This is a genomic window from Corallococcus aberystwythensis, from assembly GCF_003612165.1.
Lineage (GTDB): Bacteria > Myxococcota > Myxococcia > Myxococcales > Myxococcaceae > Corallococcus > Corallococcus aberystwythensis.
On the sequence record NZ_RAWK01000064.1, the window covers coordinates 1 to 19,667 of the forward strand.

14 protein-coding genes are annotated in these 19,667 nt (G+C 66.2%); 4 read left to right on the top strand and 10 right to left on the bottom strand.

Features of this window, described 5'->3' with window-relative positions:
• The first annotated feature begins 249 nt into the window (after nucleotides 1–249).
• Both D7W81_RS12885 and D7W81_RS41960 read left to right on the top strand, forming a co-directional pair.
• The gene (locus D7W81_RS12885) at nucleotides 250–1,530 is read left to right on the top strand and encodes a DUF262 domain-containing protein (RefSeq protein ID WP_208721279.1); all 1,281 of its coding nucleotides are present in this window, start codon (nucleotides 250–252) and stop codon (nucleotides 1,528–1,530) included.
• A 5-nt stretch (nucleotides 1,531–1,535) separates the two neighbouring features.
• Nucleotides 1,536–2,633 (top strand): MAE_28990/MAE_18760 family HEPN-like nuclease, encoded by a 1,098-nt coding sequence (locus D7W81_RS41960; RefSeq protein WP_147445460.1) that lies wholly within the window; start codon nucleotides 1,536–1,538, stop codon nucleotides 2,631–2,633.
• Between the two features lie 325 nt (nucleotides 2,634–2,958).
• Here the strand turns inward: D7W81_RS41960 and D7W81_RS12890 are convergent, their stop codons facing one another.
• From D7W81_RS12890 to D7W81_RS12930, 8 genes are all read right to left on the bottom strand, one after another.
• On the bottom strand, nucleotides 2,959–4,611 hold the full coding sequence (locus D7W81_RS12890; RefSeq protein ID WP_120555661.1) for an ISL3 family transposase: 1,653 nt from the start codon (nucleotides 4,609–4,611) through the stop codon (nucleotides 2,959–2,961).
• 597 nt (nucleotides 4,612–5,208) lie between these two features.
• On the bottom strand, nucleotides 5,209–5,577 hold the full coding sequence (locus D7W81_RS12895; protein ID WP_120555662.1) for a DUSAM domain-containing protein: 369 nt from the start codon (nucleotides 5,575–5,577) through the stop codon (nucleotides 5,209–5,211).
• Nucleotides 5,578–5,581: 4 nt separating this feature from the next.
• A complete protein-coding gene (locus D7W81_RS12900) occupies nucleotides 5,582–5,983 on the bottom strand; it encodes a hypothetical protein (RefSeq protein ID WP_120555685.1) in 402 nt (133 codons plus the stop codon).
• Nucleotides 5,984–6,629: 646 nt separating this feature from the next.
• Nucleotides 6,630–6,914, bottom strand: coding sequence for a hypothetical protein (locus tag D7W81_RS12910; protein WP_120555664.1), 285 nt, complete (start codon nucleotides 6,912–6,914; stop codon nucleotides 6,630–6,632).
• Nucleotides 6,915–7,025: 111 nt separating this feature from the next.
• Entirely contained in the window at nucleotides 7,026–9,863 is a 2,838-nt protein-coding gene (locus D7W81_RS12915) for a C48 family peptidase (RefSeq protein ID WP_120555665.1), read from the bottom strand.
• Between the two features lie 161 nt (nucleotides 9,864–10,024).
• Nucleotides 10,025–13,216, bottom strand: a complete 3,192-nt coding sequence (locus tag D7W81_RS12920; protein ID WP_244227180.1) for a type 2 lanthipeptide synthetase LanM family protein — start codon at nucleotides 13,214–13,216, stop codon at nucleotides 10,025–10,027.
• A 139-nt stretch (nucleotides 13,217–13,355) separates the two neighbouring features.
• Nucleotides 13,356–13,580, bottom strand: a complete 225-nt coding sequence (locus tag D7W81_RS12925; protein ID WP_208721280.1) for a mersacidin/lichenicidin family type 2 lantibiotic — start codon at nucleotides 13,578–13,580, stop codon at nucleotides 13,356–13,358.
• 186 nt (nucleotides 13,581–13,766) lie between these two features.
• Entirely contained in the window at nucleotides 13,767–14,450 is a 684-nt protein-coding gene (locus tag D7W81_RS12930) for a lamin tail domain-containing protein (protein ID WP_244227181.1), read from the bottom strand.
• Nucleotides 14,451–14,766: 316 nt separating this feature from the next.
• On the opposite strand from D7W81_RS12930, the gene D7W81_RS12935 reads away from it, so the two are divergent.
• A complete protein-coding gene (locus D7W81_RS12935) occupies nucleotides 14,767–15,921 on the top strand; it encodes a M57 family metalloprotease (protein ID WP_120555667.1) in 1,155 nt (384 codons plus the stop codon).
• Between the two features lie 29 nt (nucleotides 15,922–15,950).
• On the opposite strand, the gene D7W81_RS12940 is transcribed toward D7W81_RS12935, so the two are convergent.
• Nucleotides 15,951–16,367 (bottom strand): hypothetical protein, encoded by a 417-nt coding sequence (locus D7W81_RS12940; RefSeq protein WP_120555668.1) that lies wholly within the window; start codon nucleotides 16,365–16,367, stop codon nucleotides 15,951–15,953.
• Between the two features lie 118 nt (nucleotides 16,368–16,485).
• Here D7W81_RS12940 and D7W81_RS12945 point away from each other — a divergent pair, with 118 nt between their 5' ends.
• The gene (locus D7W81_RS12945; protein ID WP_208721281.1) at nucleotides 16,486–17,592 is read left to right on the top strand and encodes a ferritin-like domain-containing protein; all 1,107 of its coding nucleotides are present in this window, start codon (nucleotides 16,486–16,488) and stop codon (nucleotides 17,590–17,592) included.
• Here the strand turns inward: D7W81_RS12945 and D7W81_RS12950 are convergent.
• A complete protein-coding gene (locus D7W81_RS12950) occupies nucleotides 17,514–19,655 on the bottom strand; it encodes a M28 family peptidase (protein WP_120555669.1) in 2,142 nt (713 codons plus the stop codon). The genes D7W81_RS12945 and D7W81_RS12950 overlap by 79 nt on opposite strands.
• Nucleotides 19,656–19,667 lie beyond the last annotated feature (12 nt).

Here is a 19,667-nt window from a genome sequence, read left to right on the forward strand (position 1 = left end):
GTGGGAATACCGGCGGAGGCGGCCGAACAAGCCGGTGGCTGTAAGCAGTGGTGTGGGAGCACCTCGCCCCACGCGTAGGGGCCAGCCAAGTTCTCGCCCGCGGCATGATGGCCGACGAAGAGGAAGTTCTTGCAGCCCAAGGCCAGTGCACATCGAGCACTACTCGAAAGTGGACCCTTCTTCTGGCTATGCTCCGGGAATTGACTGTGTCCTGATGCGAATCAATCTGCCGCGCACCTTGAATTTCGCTTGATTTCTCCAGAACAACTGGCTTTCCCGTTTGGCTGCAAGATCACCACCGAGGGACCCTTGAACCACTTCGCACCGTCTGAACTGACCATGTGGGCTAAAATTCCCACCGAGTCTGATCGCAAGATGACTGACGACGAGATCAACGCTAAATACTCAAAGCGAGAACTTAGAATCGTCACTGAATCTAATCGCGAGCAGTTGCCTAATTTCGTAGAGGCACTCAAACGCCAAAATTGGATGGAACTGCGACCCTTTTATCAGCGAAGACCGCGATGGGACCCCATACGTCAGTCCAAGCTTATCGAATCCTTCATCATGAACATCCCGGTCCCGCCCTTATTTGTCTATGAATCGGATTTAGCGAAGTATGAAGTCATGGACGGGCAACAACGCATCACTGCCATCCAAGACTTCTACTCCAACAAGTTGACACTCGAGGGACTGGAGCAATGGCCAGAACTCAATGGTCGCATCTACGACAAGCTCCCATCGGAGATTCGAAAAGGAATTGATCGTCGCTCGATCTCATACATTGTCCTGTTGAAGGAGTCCGCTGAGACAACAGAAGAAGAGGCTTTGCTCCGACAACAAGTTTTTGAGCGCTTGAATACAGGCGGCGTCGAACTCGAAAATCAAGAAATTCGCAACTGCATATATCACGGCAAATTCAATAAGCTGCTCTTGGATTTAACCAAAAATTCAAAGTTTCGTGAGGCATGGGGGCTTCCGGCATACAGCGAGGAAGAAGACAAGAACCCTCCAGAAGAACTCGCAAAAAATAGATTCTTTCGGCAAATGCAGGATGCGGAAGTCGTACTCCGTTTCTTCGCACTAAGGCATGCAGAGAACTACCGTCGAGGCATGGCTGGCTTCCTGGATCTGTACATGGTGCGAAGCAGGCGCTTCACAGACGAAGACGTCAGTGTGCTGGAGTCTGTCTTTCGTGGAACAATTGATTTGGCTTATGAAATCTACGGGCGTCAGATGTTCCATCCGTGGGATAAAACCAAGAAGACTTTGGCGGAACGACCATATGTTGCATACGCAGATGCCGTTTTGGTTGGGATAAGCCGACATCTTGAGCAGGCTGACCTTCTGCTCCAGAAAAAAACCGAGATTGTTGAGAGAACACGAAACTTAATAACCAATAGCTTGTCTGGGACTTTCACTGGACAGAAGAATACCAAAAAAGACGTACAAGACAGGATTCGGCTCTTCGATGAGATGTTACAGGGCGCGATGAAAGGCGATGCACAAAGCGACACCGAGGTGGTCTAACTATCATGTTTTCAGGCCTAACAGCACGTCTGGAATCGGAAGTTAAAGAACTCAAGGGCGTCCTTGAGACACACAACCTCCTGCGCACCCTTCTCTACTCGGGGGACGGTATCTCAACAAGTTCCCCACAAGCAGCGAACGCTCCTCAGGAAGCCTCCAGCACCTCAACTGCTTCTATACACCGAGAGGATGCGGTATGGAAAAAACTCAGAGACCGCCAACCGAGCAAGGCTGCATGGCAGGTCTATGATCACTGCGCAGCCTTCACACGTCTATATGCGCTATATGAACACTTCGTTATCGACCTGGCCTCTGAATTTTTGCGCAAACTACCCAGCCTCTACAGCACCTACCAAGAGCTCCCCGCATCGGTAAGGACCCAGCATAGACTGGGGGCCGGCCAGATAATGCTCAAGCTGGGTAAAGACGGCCCATACAAAGAACACAACGAGGAGCGGATCATTAAGCTCTTTTCCCATGGATTAAGTGGGCAACAAGGCTACTCGCTCCTGGAGGATGCCTTTTTTATTGACCCGCAGAACTATCGCTCAGAGATAATTGTTAAAATATTTTCATACCTAGGCTTTGATGGCTGCTGGACTTGGGTTCAAAATCATCCAGCGATAGCCCAGTTCATGGAGAAAGCTCGAGACGAGCATGACACGCCCGAGAGAGTGTTGAGCGATTTCATAGAATATCGCAATGAAGCAGCGCACAGCAGCGTCGATAACATCGTCGCCCTGAGCGATCTTTTGTCTGCTGCCGATTTTGTCGTAGCTCTTGGGAAGGCGCTTGCGGAACTTGTTTCAAAACAAGTCGTTAGACGTCAAATTGAGTTGGGTCAACTTGAATCAATCGGCACTGTTATCCACAACTTCAAAGACACTATCGTTGGCTCTAAAATGAAGCCTGTTGTCATTGCGATCGGCGATAGCGTCGTGGCCGTGGGGAAGCAAACCTGCTGTACTGTCAATATCGATGCTATCCACACAGGGAAGGTGGTGCATGAGAAAATACAACTAGCCGCCGATCAGGAAATTGGCTTGAAGCTGAGTCGCCGCATAAAAAAAGGAACTGAGATTTACAGGTACAGGATGTCATAAACAGACATGAGGACGATGCGGGCATATAGCAGGCCTGATTCATGGGCGGGGCTGTGGAGAGCAGCAGGTGAGTGAGGACGGGCGCTTATGCTGTAGAAGACTCGTCTTGGTGGTCACCGCCCATTGCTGCCTCCGATTCTGATCGTGCCCCTAGAGTTGGGGCGCATGTGCCCCCAGTATGCCCCTCCATCGGGGAATTGAACGAGACGGGACGGGACGGAGCGAGGGACTAACCCGGTGTGAGAACAATGCGTTAGCCGGTAACAGCGCAACCTGAGCCTGTCCCAGTTCCGTGGCTCTCCCGCACTTCGTGTGGACGGTAGGCTCAGACGGTTAGCAGCACGCGATGGCGCAAGAGGTCGAAGTCGGCGCGGCCGTACATCTGCCGTTTGAGAAGCTTGAGCTTCGTGATTTGCCCTTCCGCCTGGGCGTTACTCCAGGGCGTGGTCAGCGCAGCACGGATGGCAGCCCCGTCCTGCTCAAGTCCCTCCGCAAAGGTCTCTACGGCGCGCACGCCGCACCGGCGGGCCTCGCCCAACCATGCCTCGAAGGGCCAACAGGACTTCGTTGGCGTCGCCCCGTGGGAAACGCCCCGGGAGCGCACGACCTCACAGAAGCGCCGAGTCAGTGCGACAACACGCGCGGCTTCCTCATCCTGCTCAATGCGCGCCAACGTCGCAGCCTCCGTGGAGGTCAACCCGGATGGCGTCTTTGTGCACAGCCAGGCCAGTTGCTTCGGCGAGGCGAGCGCGTCGGGACGTGCGTCCGGCGACCACCAGTTGCCACCAGGGTATCTCCGAGGCCCGAAGCGAGACGGAGTGGTCCGTCGTGTCTGGAGCCAGCGGTGGACCTGCCGCGAGGTGCCATGAAAGCCTTGGGCGTGAATTTCCCGCCAGAGGGCACAAGCATTCTCGCAGCCAGCGACGTGCCGCTGCGTAAGGTACTCCAGATAGGGGTCAAGAATGCTCGCACCGGGCACACGCGCCGCGCGCTCGGGAAATGATTCCGCAGCGGCATACTTGCGTACCGTCCCTCGCGCCAGCCGCAGTGTGCGGCTGATTCTCAGCAGAGGCTCCCCAGCCAAGTAGCGACGCCGTACGGCTTCGTAGGCCGCGATGCGGTGGGCTCGGCTCTCCTCTCGGGCGCGAACTTCGGTGTGAGCTCGCGGGAAGCTGGCGTGACGGCGTGCTGGCGGAGCATCCTCCTTCGAGACCGCTGGCAGTGCGCGAAGTCGAGGGTGAGCGCCGGTCAGCCAGCGTTCAATCGTCTGCCGCCCGTTGAGAAGCAGGTGCCAACGGTCCGCCACCTGCTGGGCGTCCGGAGCGCCCAGCGCGACCGCTCGTGCATATTCGGTCGACCGGTCCCTGGCGATGACTTCGACGCCAGGATGGCGGCGCAGCCAGGCGCTCACCGTGGGAGTCGAGCGGTCTGGCAACACGTCCCGAACGCGGTGCACCTCAAGGTCGACGAGGATGGAGCCGTAGGTGCGCCCTTTGCGCAGCGCCCAGTCATCAATGCCCAGGACGCGAGCGGGGCTGGGTAGAGGTAACGGAGCGCGGCGAATCAGCCGCAGTAGAGTGTCGGGGCTGGTGGGCATTGCCAGGGGCTTGAGGAGCCTGGCCCCAGCCTCGGCCCCCGTTGTGACTCCGACGGAGCATTGTGCGGCGGCGAGCCGTCGTGTCCTCCGAGCCCGAGAGGACAGCAGGCGCACCGGACGCTCCGCGAACGTGCGGCGAGAGCACTCCGGGTTTCGACAGCAGAAGCGACGCACGCGCAGCTCGAGCTGCACGGCGTGTCCTGCGCAGGGCAGGTCCGCTGGGCGTCGGACGTAGCTGCCATGCACTGAGGAACTGGGCATCTGGCAGGCGGGACATCGGGCGCCGGTGCCCTCGATGCGGCCCACGAGGACGACCTCCGCCGAACAACCGTGGGTTACCCGCTCCACCCGACAGCCAGGAAGTGAGTACAGCGTTTCCATTCCCAGGGTGTATTCGCCCCGCAGGCAGCTTGCCGCGTCTGCCTACTCCCCCGAGGGGGACCACACGAAGTGCGGGAGAGCCATGGAGCCGGGGCAAGCTCAGTTTACGCTGTGCTTGCGGTGTGCGTGAATGCTGACAGAGGGAGGCCGCCAGTAATCCGCACTCCTCGGTCGAAAACGACAGTGATGGGCCTGATGTCTGGCGTCCGCACCGCACCTCCTGATGAGATGCGAGGCGCTATCGGTCCACCTGGGAGGCAATGATGAACCGCGCCGCCAAGAATGTCGGAGTGACGTTGCTTGCTGTCGCTGCTGGTGCTGTCATCTCGTTCGGGGCCACGCTGATGTTTGCATCCCCGGTCCCATCGGCGGCCCTGTGCCGCCCCGACGAGTGCAATCGTAGTTGCTTGGCGCAAGGCCTCCTTGGTGGTATCTGCGATCAAGGCCGGTGCCTTTGCTACATCCCCGATGACTTCTAAGCGGTAGTGCCGTGGCTTCTGTGGTGCTGGCGGCCCGGCGCTGCAGACCGCGCAGCGCTATGCGATGAGCGCGGGAAGCGGTGGCTGGTGCTGTGCTCTCGATGTGTGCGAGCACCCGTCACTCCAGGTCCTCCAGTTCTATCGCCGCCTGCTCGCGATAGAGAGGCACGACCTCCACCGCGAGCAGGTTCTCCAGCAGTTTCCGGGCCCCTGCTTTGTCGCCAGCCTTCGCGAGGTCGCCGGCCTGCATCCGCGTGCGCGCCAGTCGCATGGAGCCCTCGCGGATCCGCGCGCGGGCCTCCCGTAGAAGCGTGGTCGCGCCAGCCACATCCTGGACGGCGGCCTGCGCATCCGGCTCGGGGATGGCCACCTCACGCGCAGTCCGCAGCAGCAACTCGCGCACGTCGGGGGTGAGGGCTAGTACTTCGCCGGCCTCGATACGCGCGGCGAGCGCACGCACCTCGTCCCAGTTGATGTCCTGGCTCATGCCGCTACCGTCCCTTCCTTTGCCGGAAGCATCGGTCGTGCGGCCACTCCCCCTGCTGCCCCTCACAGAGGCGGAAGCAGTCGTAGCAGGGGCCTATCCAGTCCTGATTCTGGCACTTCTCGTACTCGTTCATGCAGTAGCGCTTCCACTCCGGCAGGTCCTCCCGGGCCAACTCCTTGGCGACCCTGGCGGCGAAGAGGATCTCTTCTGCCTCGAAGTCCGTGGCACCGCAGCGCGCTGGGTTGCCCGGGTGCGTCTTCACGCAGCAGCTCACCGTAGAGTCTTGGGGGCCGCACTGCGCCTGGGCCAGGTACACTGCGGTGGCGCTGGGCTCAGCGGCGCTCGCCCGGGCATGGGCACCGCCACCGCAGCCCGCGCTCACCAGCGCGAGTGCCGCCACGAGCATGACCGAGAATCGGGTGTTCCGACTGTGCATGTGCAGCCGTTTAGACTTGCTTTGCTTGAAATTCAATCCTGCAGTGCTGCATGCCAGGGGAGCGCAATGCCGTCCACGTCACGGACCACGCCCTGACGCGGCTGCGTCGGGCGAAGAAGGCGGCGCGATGGAGGGCATACCGGTGTCCACCGTCCTACGCGCCCAGAGCCTGGACGAAGCCTCCATCCTGACGCATGGCGAGGGCTCCCCTCGTTGAACGCAGGCACGCTCAGCCTGGTCAGGGGAGCCACTGTATTGATGCCCATCCCGCTTTTTTGAGAGCTTGGTGGATTCGTACCTGACCTTCGGTGCGCTCTGGCGAGTTCGGTGCGGACGATGCTCGGTGGACGGAGGTGGTGATGTTGGGATGCGGCTGCGCATCCCTGGTGAGCCCCGTGTCACTCCAGAAAGACAGGTCGCGCGGTGGCTTGAAAGCCATCAAAGAGCCGCAGCGCCTTTTCATGGTGGCGAAGCCTCTTCTTTGATTTGCCTCGGCATTTCGCGATGATCGCCAGGTTGCTGCAGAAGAGCCGCACGCGCGAGTCCTGCGCGTGCGGCTGGAGGCATGTGAGAGATTACATCAACCCCTCGCATGCCCGTTCCGCTCAGCAGCGTCTCAGCTCTCGGCGGAGACGGTGGACTCCGGGGCCTGCTGTTCCTCACTGCAAACCAGGGCGGGCTCCTTGGACTCCGAGGGCGTCACGCGGACCTGGCTGTCGCCACCACACCAGCCATACTCGCCACAGGTGGTGTCGGTGCCATTGCCGGTGCGGCAGGGCTCACTGCAATGGGTCTCATAACCACAGACAAGAATGCACCGCAATGGGCCCGCGGAGGCGGTGGTGGGGGCCAGGACGAGGACGGCGGCGGAGGCCAGCAGGGACTTGAGCAGGGTGCGCAATGTGCATCTCCGTTCGATGGGACCGCCACATCCTTGATGAAGCGCCCATTCTTTGCCAGCGCACCAGACAAGTCGTTCTCCAGACGTCCAGCCGCTGGCCAAGGAACACCATCAGTGCTCGAAGCTGGGGGGCTTCTTCCTTCCCGAGTCGTCCCGGAACTCCGCCGCTGACGAGGTCCGCAGGCTCCCGAAGCTGGCGCGACGCCTCAAGACGGGCCCTCCATGCGGTTCAGCCACGTGCAGCCGACGGTCCACGGGGGCGACGGGCAGGTCCAGGGCCCGCGCTGCCGCGATGTCGCCGTTGTGATCCTGGCGCAGCCGCAGCGCGGCGTTCCTGCGGTTCGCGTCGGTGGGCGGCAGGACGTGGTTGTGGGTCGCCAGATGCACCGCCAGATGGACCGCCCAGGCCCCGCAGCTGTCCTGGCCGGTCAGCCGGGGGCCATCGTTGTCATCTTGATATTGGAGCAGGCAGTGTTCGATCTCGATCCCGGGGAACGGCAGCTGCAAGAGCTGGAGGTCATCGACGGGGACGTCGTTGGGGTGAAGCGGGTCGAGATACAGCAACCTCGCGCGGCGGCCCCCGTGCGGCTCGGGCGCTCCCAGCGTGATGTAGAGGAGGGCCCAGTGATTGCCGCCCCGGTTGAGCGGCTGGATGATGATGTCTGTATTCGCGGTGATGGCCGGCTGATAGCCGGTGGTGTACGCGGCGCGGGTCATCTGCAGCCACTGCGGCCTGCTGACCCCCGGGAGCACCGCGACGTTCGCCTGGTTCCTGAGCAGGTAGCGCTGGAGGTTGTAGATGTCGTCCTCCTCGTAATAGTACCCGGCGGCCTCAAGATTCGGGGGATCCTGCGGCGGGGCCTCGAAAGACCCCAGCGACTTGAATTGTTTCGCCTTCGACTCCACGTCTGGCTTTTCGCTCGGCTCCGTCCGCGCTTCCGCGCCGCCTGACGGGACTCCCTTCTTCTTTGGCACCTCGACGGGGGCCATCCCTGGAAGGGCGCGGATCGGGACCCGCCTCACCCTGCCCATGTTCCGCAGGGCCACCAGCGGGAGGCTCGTGCCTTGACGCGGTGGCGCCGGCGCATCCTCGGAGACACCCGGTTTGGAGCCTCCGAGTTCCACGCTGTCGGGTTTGGAGCCGCCAAGCCCGGTGCCTCCAGATTCGGACGCGCCGCCGGTCCTGAAGAGGTCCGCGTTTCGCATGACCAGCCGGTGCGTGAGCATCTCGCGGCGCGCAAGCGTCTCATCCGCTGTCAGCACCGTCAGACCGTAAGCACTGGTCGTCTTGTCCATGATGGCAAGGTGGGGCTTGAGAAAATTGTTGAAGAACGCGTTGACCGACGCGCGGGTCCCGCAGACCCGCATGACCCCGTGGACCAGGTCTCCACCCGTCGGGTGCTTGCTCGCGCTGTCGACCATGAACAGCAATCCGCCGGCGCTCCTGGGCCTCGCGGGGCGCACCAGGAGGTCCCGGAAGAAGGCCAGGTATTCGGCCTTCTCGCTCGACGTGTTGTTGGTCGTGTCGATGACGATGGCGCCCAGTTGCTGGTGATTCCCAATGGGCTCGGCGGGGATGTTGATGGGGTTCGGCGCGCCGTCCATGACCAGCATCCGCACGCCAGCCTGCGAGGTCAGGCCCTGATAGATCGTGTCGTGGTCGAGCTCGAAGTACGGAGCCCAGGCGCTGAGCAATTGCGTGCCTGCCACTTCGCTGTCTTTCAGGCTCCCCTTGCCGGTGAACAAGGCCTTCGAATAATACATCCCGTAGAACGAGGCCATCCGGAGCGCGGCCATGCCGGAGAGCACGGAGAGCTTCTTGACGGTGAGTCCTCCGCTTCCCATGACCTCCTCGTCACCGTCGCTCTTGTCTCGCTTCTTGGGCGACGGTTCGTCGTCGTCCTCGTAGTCGGACTCAGACCCATAACCGGACTCGTCCTCGGGCTCGGGGCGGAGCTTCTTCTTGGGACCCCTGGCGATGGGCAGCGCGTCGTTGAGGACGTAGTCCACGGTGGCATTGACAAGCAGCGGCGCGCATTCGGCCGCGTGGCCGGCATGCCTCGCCACGACCGCCGCATAGGTGCCGGCGTTGCTCTTGGGGTTCTTCAAGGCGTGGTCCAGCAACACAGACATCAGGCGGTCGACGCCCGCGAGGGCTGCGTCGGTGTAGCCATTCAAGGCGGCGATTGAACGATCCACCTTCTTCTGCGCCCGCATCTCGGTGATGAACTGATCGGTGAGCGTGAGCGCCGCGACGATCGCTTCCGCTCCCGCGCGGGGCGGCAGCAGCCCCGGGTCGAGCCGGATTCCGTCGGGGAGGTCGGCGAGCGTCGGGAACACCGAGCCAAACCCTTCCCGCGAGACGACCTCGATGCCAATTCCCCTGGCGCGAATCAGTTGGGTGAGCACCGCGCCAAAGACACACTGGACGGCCCGCCATTCTCCCTGGTCCTTCGGAAAGACCTTGCTCGGCCCTCCGATGATGCAGAGCATCGGGTAGCCGTGGATCCGCCACTCTGGCGTCCGGCTGTCCCTGTGCGGGGCCCCGCCGCTGACCTGGAAGTTCTTGCCCTTGAAGTTGCGGACCACCTCCACGCAGACCGCCCGCTTGGACAGGATCGCGATGTCGCTGAGCGGAATCGGGAGCTCCCGGGTCCCTGCCGTGAAGAGCTCGCAGAGCTCGAACACGCGGCGCCCGTCGACATGGTGGCGGCCACCCGCGCGCGAGGCGGTATCGATGGTCCCCTTCGGGCCCAGGATGAACCCGGGGGTGGCCGAGCGTGGGTAGGAGCGCGACGGGAATGCCCGGCTCTTCGCCTTCCCCACCGAGAAGAGCGTGAACGGCACCATCGAGGTGGCGGACACGTTCATGACCGCAAGCAGCCATTCCAGGTCGTATTGGATCCGGACGTTGCCGCTCTTGGGATCCACTTCCACGTGCCAGACCATGTGCCGTCCTTGTCCTGGGCTGAAGTCCACCAGACCCGTGTCGCGCACCGCAGGTCCTGGAGGATGTCACCCTTGAAGGGGATGGAACACGACCTGCCGCGCCCACTGGAGGTGTCTCACCCGCGTGGCCTGGCCCCTGCTTGCCGAGAGAGCAGGGGGCTTCAAGCGCGGGAGCGCGCGGACTGCAGGGCCAGCACGGATGGAACGACGTCGGGTGCGGCCAGACGCAAGAGCCCCATCCCGATGCCGGACAGCCCCAGCATCAATCCTGGCGCCTCGGTGAACCTGGGCAGGCCGCAGCGCCATGCCCCGTCCTGGCCCTGCGCCAGCACCCTCGCGGCCCGCGAGCGCGCGGCCTGCTTCCAGGTTTCGTTCCCCAGCACCTCGCCTGCCAGGTGCAGGACCTCCAGGTTGCCCACGTCGCCGTGGCACAGGCAGTGGCTGACGCCGAAGCCCTCCCGCTGCACGGTGGCGAGCCCCGCGTGGATCTCTTCGCGCAGCCGCGCATCGTCCTGGTGACGCAGCGACAGCAGCCGGGCCAGGACGCCTCCCGCGGCCCCGTTGCACCAGGCCGTCATGAAGCCGCCGGGCACCATCGGCTCGCCTTCCTTCGACGTGCGCAGGTCCTTCCAGTTGCCGCGCTCCGGGACGAACAGGGCCCGCTCGAAGGCCAGCCCCTGGTTCGCGGCTTCGCGGTAGCGCTCGTCGCCGGTGAGCGTGGCCAGCTCCAGCAGGGCCCAGATGAACCCGGCCGCGCCGTGGGCCATCCCCGTGAGCGTTCGACCGGCCGCGGGCACCACCCAGGCGCGGCCCCCGTGCTCGGAGTCGCTCGCCGTCTGGAGCATCCGCTCTCCGCACCGGCGCGCCAGCCGGAGCGCCTCCGCGCTGCCGGTCTGCTGGTGGAGCCGCGTCAGCACCAACGCGCACCCCGCGACGCCTGCGATCAGGTCCAGCGACGTGTCCGCGTCAATCTTCGTCTCCATCGAGTCCAGGCCCGCGTGGACCTCGTCCAGCAGCGCGGTGTCACCCAACGCCACGGCCAGATGACTCAGGACGTAGACGTGCGACGCGCGCCCCGAGAGCGCCCCCACGCCGAGCGAATCCTGGGACTCGGGCGCGCGCCACTGCTCGCGCACCGGCACCGCTGCCTTGCGCGCCAGCGCCGCGAAGTCCTCCCGGCCCGTCACCGCCGCCAGGTAGCCGAAGAAGAGCGCCAGGCCCCCCACACCGTCGAAGAGGTCCGTGCGCAAGGGAGAGAGCCCCCAGCGGCGGCGCTCCAGGTCCTGGAGGCTCACGCCAATCCAGGTGACGTCCCGGGCTCCATGAATCGCGCGGGCCGCCAGCAGCTCGCCCAGCTGGACCGCGCCGGCCAGGCACGCCTCGGGCGTGGCGGGAGGGGGCAGGGCGTCCACAGCCGCCGGCCCCGACGCACGGGGTGCCGGCTCCTGCTGCCGCTCGAGCGTCACCAGCGACTGGCGGATGAGCGCCACCTGCCCGGCGCAGTCCTCGGGGCCCATGGCCTCCAGGAGCTGAAGCGAACCCTCCAGGGCGGGGCGGGGCAGGTGATCCGGGATGCAGCGCCCCTGGCTGTCCCAGACGTGGCGGGCGCCGGGCCGGGCGGTGAAGACGGGCACGTCCCCCAGCCGGAGGTCCTCGTGCTCGGAGGGTATCAGCCGCGCCAGCGCGGGGCGCACCTCGACCTCCGCCCACAGCTTGTCGAGCAGCTGGTCCCGTTCGAGTCCGTCGCGCAGGAAGTCCGGGTGGTGGCCCTCCTGGAGGAGGAAGCCGTAGCGCATCGTCGCCCGGGCGATGTGGCGCACCTCCACGTCCCGGAACCCCTGGAGCGTTCGCGCCACCGCCTCGCGATGCCGGACCAGGAGCGCATGGGTCTCCTGGAAGCCCTCCTCGATGCACACCGCGAACGCCGTGACGTCCACGGGCTGTCCGTGGAGCAGCGGGCGGTTGAGGGCCCCCGCCGTGGACGGCTGCCGGCGGACGATGTGCAGGGTGTCGCGGGCGCGGTCTTCCAGCGCGGGCGCGGCGTGGGGGAAGAGCTGGCCGGCCTCGCCGCCCAGGCCGCTCAGGTCCACCCCGGCCCGGCCGTCCGCGCCGAACATGAGCGTGGGCAAGAGGCCGCTGCTGAGCACGGACCGCTCCAGCTGGCGCGCGGCCCGGGACACCGCCGTGTCGTCCGCGAGCGGGGCGGGCAGCTGGTGGAAGAGCCCCTCCAGGTCCACCAGGACGGGGAACTCCCCGGCGGCGAGGAGGTTGCCAGAGTGCAGGTCCACCCCGCGCAGCAGGTACAGCAGCGCCAGGTGGCTGCCCTGCCGCCAGTAGAAGCGCGCCACGGCGTCGCGGTCGTCGCACCCGCCGGTCTCGACGTACTCGACCCAACCATGCGTCTGGCGCGTCAGCACCTTCAGCCGGCGGTGCGGATGACGCAGCCCCCAGCGTTCCAGCTCCTCCAGCAGGTCCTGGTAGCGCGCCTCGACCTCCAGCGACCGCGGCTTGTAGACGACCCGCAGACCGGAGCGGAAGGTCAGGAGCGCCACGCTGCGGCCCTCCCGGTGCAGGTCACCGGCCCCGATGCGCGCCTCCTGGAGCGGCCCCGGATCCACCCCCGCGCCGAGCATGGCCACCAGGGCCTCCCGGTCCTCCGCCAGGTGCGTCAGCAGCTCCAGGGACGTCCGGACCCAGCGCTCCAGGGCCGTCACCAGCAGCCGCGCCAGCACGGGGTACTCCTCCAGGAGCGCGGCGAGCCGGCCCGGGGCCTCCAGGTGGCGCAGGGCGAAGTGCTCGAAGCGCGCCTGGGGCGTCTCGCCCTCCAGTTCGTTGCGCAGCCGGGCCACGTTGAGCTCCAGCACCAGGGACCGGGTCGCGGCCTGCATCAGCCGCTGCTCCAGCGCGTCCAGGAGCCAGGCCTCGGCCCGCGCGTCCAGCAACGCGTCCGGGGCGCATCCCGTCCGGGCGGCCAGCGCCTCCACTCCGGCTCGCAGCTGCCGCAGCCCCAGCTGGAGGAACCGGCGGGTCAGGGCCGGCACGCGCATCCGCGGGCCCAGGTCCATGGGGGGTGGCAGGACGACGCCGGCCGCGCGATCCGCCAGCACCTCCTCCAGGAGCGGCACCCACGTCAGGGCCTCCGGCCGCGCGGTGCCTCCGGCGAGCCTGCGCACGAAGGACGCCGCATCCAGGCCCACGCCGCGCAGCCGCTCGTCGAAGGAGGCTTCATCCCCCAGGGTGCTCTGCCGCCACTCCTGGAGGCGCGTCCCGGCCTGCTGGAGCGCCGGGGCGGAAGGGTCCTCTCCCGCCGCCTCCCGCTCATGGAGGAAGGCCGCCCGTTCCCACGCACCCATCTTCGAGCCCTCTCGCATGTGCGCCCTGTACGTCCCGCTGACCTGGAACCTGGAAGAAAACAGGCGCGAGGGCCAGGGCCCCCGCGCCTCGGGTGAAACGGGACGACTCCCCGTGGGAGCGCCGCCCGTCACCGGTCCATCAGCACACGAACGTCAGGTTGGTGCAGATGTATTCGCAGGAGTTGGTGGCGGTAAAGCCGATGTCAATCTTGCCACCGACGACGGAGCGCAGCTCGCTCTCGCTCAGCTCGTTCACCGTCACGCCCGAGGGGTTCGCGGGCAGCTGCGCGCGCTGCTCGGCGGTGAGGCTCGCGCGGTACGACGAGTCCTTCCAGGCACGGATGATCATGTCAGGGGTCATCATGGGGGGGCCGCCTCCTTTTTGACGGCCCTCGCAGGGTAGCCCGCGTACTCGGGTTGCTTCAAACCTCTCCGGCCTTTTCATGTATCACCGGGTGATTCCGGCCTGGGGCGGCGCTCACCCGGTAATACAGCCGCTCCCCGCGACACAACGGGAGACACTGCCCGTCACAAGACGTTGCCGGACGCCTTAGTAGACGCCCCAGCGCGAAGGGAGGGGGCCACTCCATTGCGTCGCGGTTCCCGGAGTCGTCAGCGGCGAGGTGCCACTGATGCGCATGACGCTGGAGGTCGCGTCGAGGTCGGACCAGTTCACGGCGATGTTGCGGCAGAAGCGGTCTTTGGCGAAACCCGTGGTCATGTCGTGGACGCAGGGGGTGGCATCCCAGACGCGGTCCGCCTGCAGACGCTGGACGGCGGTGACGACGCTGGAGGGCATCTCCCCGGAGGCTCGGACGAAGGGAACGCCATCGACAGGGGCGCCCTTGGCCGACAGCAGTTCGAACACCTTGCCGGAGTAGCTCAGCGAGCCGGGCATGCTGAAGTCCCAGGCACTGGCGCTGAAGGGCGGGACCTGCCCACAGGAGGCCGGGTTGCCGGGGGCATCGGTGCAGGAGCCGCCCAGGTGAAGCACCAGCACGCCGCCTGTCTCCACCGTGTAGCCCTGGGGGAAGGTGAAGGCGAAATCGGAGTTGGTGAGCTCCTGGAGGGAGATACCGGTCAGCGTTCCGCCGGTGGCGGCCACCAGTTCGATGAGGTCCTGCGGAGCGTCCGGGTTGATCTCGGTGATGCGGAGCGAAGCTTCCGGAATGGACCCGCCGCCATCCTGGGAGCCCGCATCCACCGAACCCGCGTCGGAAGTGCCGGCGTCCACGCCCGAGTCATCCGGCCCTGCGTCCCTTGTCCCAGCATCTGGCGGAGAGGCCTGAACGCAGCGTTCGTCAACGCAGACGATGTCGGGCCCCCGGGACGCGCAGTCACCCGTATCCGTGCACTCAGGGGAGGAGCAGGCGGAGGCGAGCGGAAGCAGGGCAAGGGCTGCGAGTCGCGGACGACGCATGGAGCGCACCTGGAATTCGAAAGGTTGAATTATCTAGTATTGCCGGTTAGGCAGTTTTTACTTGGAGTGGGCTGCCGGTCCCCTATGGTGCAGGGCACCTCGAACGCTGGTCCATCACCCAGGAGCCTCCATGTTTTCAAGAAGTGTCGTCCTCGCAGGATGCATTGCGCTGGGGTTCGGTTGCGGCGAGCCGCCCGACGAGACGCAGGAGATCGTTGCCAACCTGGTCAATGCCGGGTTCCCGTCCAGCGACATCCTGGTCGTCGACGGGAAGGTCTACGCCGGGCGGGACGCCGAGGTGTCCCTGGCCGCGTCGCGCGAGATGCTCGCGGTGGGCGCGACCACCGATGAGCAGTACCGCACGACCAACCTCGTCAGCGCCTCCCTGACGAAGATCTGCGTCAACGGCCCGGCGTTCACCGGCGTGTTCAGCACGGCGCTGGACCTCGCCATCCAGAACTACGACGAGCTGCCGCTCTCCTTCGCCATGGCGCGCGCGCCGAGCACCGGCTGCAGCTTCACCATCAATGCGGTCATCGACCCGAACATGAACGGCGGCGTGGCCGGGTTCCCGGCGAACGGCAATCCGTTCGGTCAGGTCACCATCGGCGGCCTGCTCAGCCAGTACGGCGTGGACGTCATCGAGCACGTCATCACGCATGAGATTGGCCATACCATCGGCTTCCGCCACTCGGACTATTACAACCGCACCATCAGCTGCGGCTCCGGCGGCAACGAGGGTGACGCTGGCGTCGGCGCGATCCACATCCCGGGCACGCCGACCACGGCCACCGTCGGCAGCTCGATCATGAACTCCTGCTTCCGCTCGGTGGAGTCGGGCGAGTTCACCTCCAGCGACCTCACCGCGCTGTCCGCGATGTACACGGTCTCCGCCCCCGCCCTGGTCAGTGGGCTGGCCTCCAATCGCTGCCTGGACGTGACCGGAGGCAGCGCCACTCAAGGAACGCCCGTCCAGCTCTGGGAGTGCAACGGAACCGCCGCGCAGCAGTGGCGCCTGACCCCGCAGGGAGAGCTGCGAAGCAACCTGTCGCCCAATCTCTGCCTGGACGTCTCCGGCGGAAATCCAGCGCAGGGCACCGGTGTCCAGATCTGGGAATGCAATGGCACGACCGCCCAGCGATGGACGATGGTCGGCGCCACGGTGCGGAGCGCTCTGGCGTCCAACCTCTGCCTGGACGTCTTCAATGCCGACACGGCCCCCGGCACCCGGATCCAAACCTGGCAGTGCAACTCCACGAACGCCCAGAACTGGTTCGTGCGCTAAGGCCGCGGCGGGCCCGCCGCGGCCTTTGATCAGTTCGGCGTGATGCAGATCTTCTTGCCGAAGGCTTCCGTGGAGGAGCGCTCCCGGCAGATGAGCGCCGGGTTCACCGCCGTGCAGTCCGCGTCCGTCTCACAGAGGCGCGTGCAGTAGCCCTGGGTGTTGCTGTCGATGGTGTAGCAGAAGCCGTTCTCCGGACAGCCGGAGGCGGCCCCGGGGCCCGCCTTCGGACAGGAGGTGACGATGCACCCCAGCTCCAGGACGCATTGCAGGCCCGCCGGGCAGATTTCCGGCGTCTCCCTGCATTCCGCCGCGAGCTTGGGCTCCTCGCGCCCCTGGACCTGACCGGCGTCAGGCGTTTCGTTGGGGACGTCATTCTCGGAGCTGCAGCCCAGGACGCTCAGCATCAGCAGGGCCGTCAGGAGCTTCGGAAGGTTTCGGATTCGCATACGGCCCCACGTACCACGCAAGCCAGGTTCACCGTGCAGCGCGATGCACAGATGCGCAGCCCTTGCGCGCCGCGTCTTGCACACCCGGACGGCCGTCCTTTCCACGAGAGACGGCGGCATGCGCTGGCACATCGGTTGCTGCATGCCCACCCACGGTCGTTCGAAAGGGTCGGGCAAGGTGGAGCTCTTCGTGATGCTGGTGTTGTTCATCGTCCTCCTGGGACCCATGCTCTTCGTGTCGGGGATCGTCGTCATGGTGAAGGGCTCCGGTTCCCGAGGAGGCCTCCTGACGCTCCTGGGCGCGACGACGATGGGGCTCGTGTACTGGGCCTACAGCGCCATCAGTCACATGAACTTCTCGAAGGGGCGCGTGCTGCGTCTCAAGGGGCGTGCTCGCGTGGCGCGCCGGGCCCTGGGGGACGGCTGGGCGGACGGCGCCACTCCCCGGCTCGAAGGGCTCACGCCCTGGCAGCGGACCGTGCTGGGGGAGGCGTGGATGTATTCCGCTGGCATGGAGCACGCGTCGGTTCCGGCGTTCGCGAAGCTGTCGCTCAAGCTCTCCGCCCTGGGCGCGCCCTCGGAGCTGCTGGAGGCGTGTCACCTGGCGGCGCTGGACGAGGTCCGTCATGCCCGGCGGTGCTTCGCGCTCGCCCGGGCCTACTCGGGGCTGCCCTGGAGCGCGGGAACCATTCCGGAGCTGGGCCAGGAGCGCCCCTCGCGTCCCAGCCCGGGGGAGGGTGACGACTGGTCCCGGCTGGTGCGCGGGTCGTTGCTGGATGGGTGTCTGGGTGAAGGGCTGGCCGCCAGCGTCGCCGCTGAAGCGTCAAGGCGGGCCAGCGACCCCGTCGTGCGTGAGACCCTGGCTGTCATTGCGGAGGATGAAGAGCGGCACGCGGAGCTGGCCTGGGACGTCATCGCCTTCTGCCTGGAGCGGGGCGGCGGCAAGGCGAAGCAGGCGCTGCGGCAGGCCTTGGACGCGCTGGAGACGCAGCGCACGCCCACGCTCCCCAGCATCCCGGGCGTCGACGAGGCCTTCCTGGCAAGCAACGGCGTGTTGCCCCAGGCGGAGCTGGGACGGCTGATGGAGGAATGCATCCAGCGGACGCGGGAGCGGGCCTCGGAGTGCGTGGAGCCGCTGGCCCCGCTTCAGCGTGCGCGCGTCATGATGCCGCCCTGCTCCAGCAGCCCGAACAGCTCCAGCATCGCGTCCACGGGAAAGACATAGCCATACTCGGCATGCGCCGCGTCGCGGATGTCCGCCACGGAGCGCTTGCCGTCGGCGTAGCTCGCGAGCGCATCCGCCAGTTGGTAGAAGCGCAGCTCGCTCTCCCCCTGCTCCCGCAGCGCCGAGGCCGCGGCGGTCATGGCGGCCTTCACCGTGTCCGCCCGGGCTTGGGATTCGGAGGGCACACCGCGCTCCAGCTCGTCGAATGAAGCGAGCTCCCGGCCCTTCACCCGGCGCGGAACGAAGGCCCGCGCCCGGCGCTCGGCTTCGCCAGCCGCGGGCTCCTTGAGGGACACGCCGCGCGCCTTGCCGTCCGCTTCCAGGCGCGCCAGGGCCTGCGCCTCGGCGGCCTCCAGCGTCTTGACCATCACCTTCACTGGCTCGGCGGGCGCGCCCAATGCCAGACAGGAGCGCAGGGCGTCGCGCTCACGCTGATAGCCGGTGCGAACCCCGGCGCGGGCCAGACGGGCGAAGCCGGGCACTTGCGCGGCGGGCGTCGCTGCCAGGTCGCGGCGGGCGCGGAACTCGTCCTCCGCCACGCGCTTCACGCCGTGCACCGCCACCAGACGCGAAAGCTCCAGGGCGCCCGTGCCTTCCGCCCACGCGGCGACGGTGACGGAGGCCAGGGCCGCGAAGGCGGCGCGGTGCAGCTGGGTGGGGTCCACGTTCTCCGGCCGGTCGCCGCTGGTGTGGTAGCCGTCGTCGGGCCACGTGGAGAAGGCGACGCCGGGGATGCCGTGGTCGTTGAAGAGCTGGTGATCCGAGCCCCGGCTGTAGCGCTCCATGTGGGCGTCCATCGGATCCTGCGAGCCGGTGACCGAGCCGATGCGGAAATCCTTCCTCGGCGGGTAGGCCACGCCGTTGAAGCGGTTCATGAAGGCCACCGTGGACTCGGACACGGCGTTCACGAAGCTGCCATTCCAGTCCGGCGTGTAGGAGACCTGGAAGCGCGAGTGGGCGCGGGTCAGGCTGGCGCCGAGCATGTCGAAGTTGAAGTGCGCCACCCGCCGCACTGGATCCGCGCCGTGGTGGGAGAACCACTCGCGGGTGCCCTCGAACTCCGGCAGCCACAGCACGCGCAGGGTGCGCACCGGCGGCGGTAGCACGCCCCGGCGGATGAGCGTGGTGTACGTGCGCACCAGCTCCAGCAGGGTGGCGGATCCGGAGGCGTTGTCGTCCGCCCCGGGCTTGTAGTGGTCCAGGTGGGCGGTGAGGACGATCTCCTCCCCCTTGAGGGTGCCCGGGATGACGCCGCTGACGATGCTGAGATGCCCCGTGGGCGCTTGCGTGGCGACGCTCACGTCCACCTTCACCGGGCCCTCCCGCAGCTGGGTGCGCAGCTCGCGCCCCTGGCGGTCCGAAACCATGAACAGGAAGGGCACCCGCATGCCCTGCGGGATGAGGCTCCGGGGGACGCCGGCCCAGCCCACCTGATCCGGGAAGTCGCCGTCCATGCGGTGGGGTTCGTTCCACGGCGGCGTCGAGTAGGACGAGACCACGCCCACGGCGCCGAACTTCACCACGGCGGTGCGCAGCGTGGCTCCGAGGTTGCCCCTGCTGAGCACCACCTTGCCCTTCACGTCCTTGCCCGCGTAATCGGCGTCCTGGGTGCCCAGGCCCACGTCGACGAGCTCCAGGTCCTTGCCCTCGAAGCTGCCACTGCCCATCGCCAGGGACATGGGCAGGTCGGCGTAGGACGTCACCCGGTACCGGTGGGGGCCGGCCACCCACAGCTCGCCGTGCGTGGCCCGCCACTGGGGACCGTCCTTCATCGCCTCCAGGTGGACGTCCTGGAGCCCCGCGGCCTCGGCGGCGGCCTTCGTCCACGCGGCTGCCTCTGCATAGCCATCCAGGCTGTCCCTGGCGATGAGGGACAGCCGCTGCACGCCGTCATGGATGCGGTCGCCCGAGCTCTCCTGGATGAGGGCGCGCACCACGTCGTCCCGGAGCACCAGCCCGGTGGTGGGGGAGATGGGCCCCAGCGGGGACGTGGGGACCTGGGCGGAGGCGCTGAGTGCGGCGAGCAGCGCGAGGAGGGAAACGGGCCTCGTGGGGAGGTTCATGGGGGCTCGGGC

Bases quoted from the DNA above. Each gene is read 5' to 3' on its own strand.
- D7W81_RS41960 (WP_147445460.1), top strand. From the start codon at position 1,536: ATGTTTTCAGGCCTAACAGCACGTCTGGAATCGGAAGTTAAAGAACTC.
- D7W81_RS12890 (WP_120555661.1), bottom strand. From the start codon at position 4,611: ATGGAAACGCTGTACTCACTTCCTGGCTGTCGGGTGGAGCGGGTAACC.
- D7W81_RS12895 (WP_120555662.1), bottom strand. From the start codon at position 5,577: ATGAGCCAGGACATCAACTGGGACGAGGTGCGTGCGCTCGCCGCGCGT.
- D7W81_RS12900 (WP_120555685.1), bottom strand. From the start codon at position 5,983: ATGCTCGTGGCGGCACTCGCGCTGGTGAGCGCGGGCTGCGGTGGCGGT.
- D7W81_RS12915 (WP_120555665.1), bottom strand. From the start codon at position 9,863: ATGGTCTGGCACGTGGAAGTGGATCCCAAGAGCGGCAACGTCCGGATC.
- D7W81_RS12920 (WP_244227180.1), bottom strand. From the start codon at position 13,216: ATGGGTGCGTGGGAACGGGCGGCCTTCCTCCATGAGCGGGAGGCGGCG.
- D7W81_RS12925 (WP_208721280.1), bottom strand. From the start codon at position 13,580: ATGATGACCCCTGACATGATCATCCGTGCCTGGAAGGACTCGTCGTAC.
- D7W81_RS12935 (WP_120555667.1), top strand. From the start codon at position 14,767: ATGTTTTCAAGAAGTGTCGTCCTCGCAGGATGCATTGCGCTGGGGTTC.
- D7W81_RS12940 (WP_120555668.1), bottom strand. From the start codon at position 16,367: ATGCGAATCCGAAACCTTCCGAAGCTCCTGACGGCCCTGCTGATGCTG.
- D7W81_RS12945 (WP_208721281.1), top strand. From the start codon at position 16,486: ATGCGCTGGCACATCGGTTGCTGCATGCCCACCCACGGTCGTTCGAAA.
- D7W81_RS12950 (WP_120555669.1), bottom strand. From the start codon at position 19,655: ATGAACCTCCCCACGAGGCCCGTTTCCCTCCTCGCGCTGCTCGCCGCA.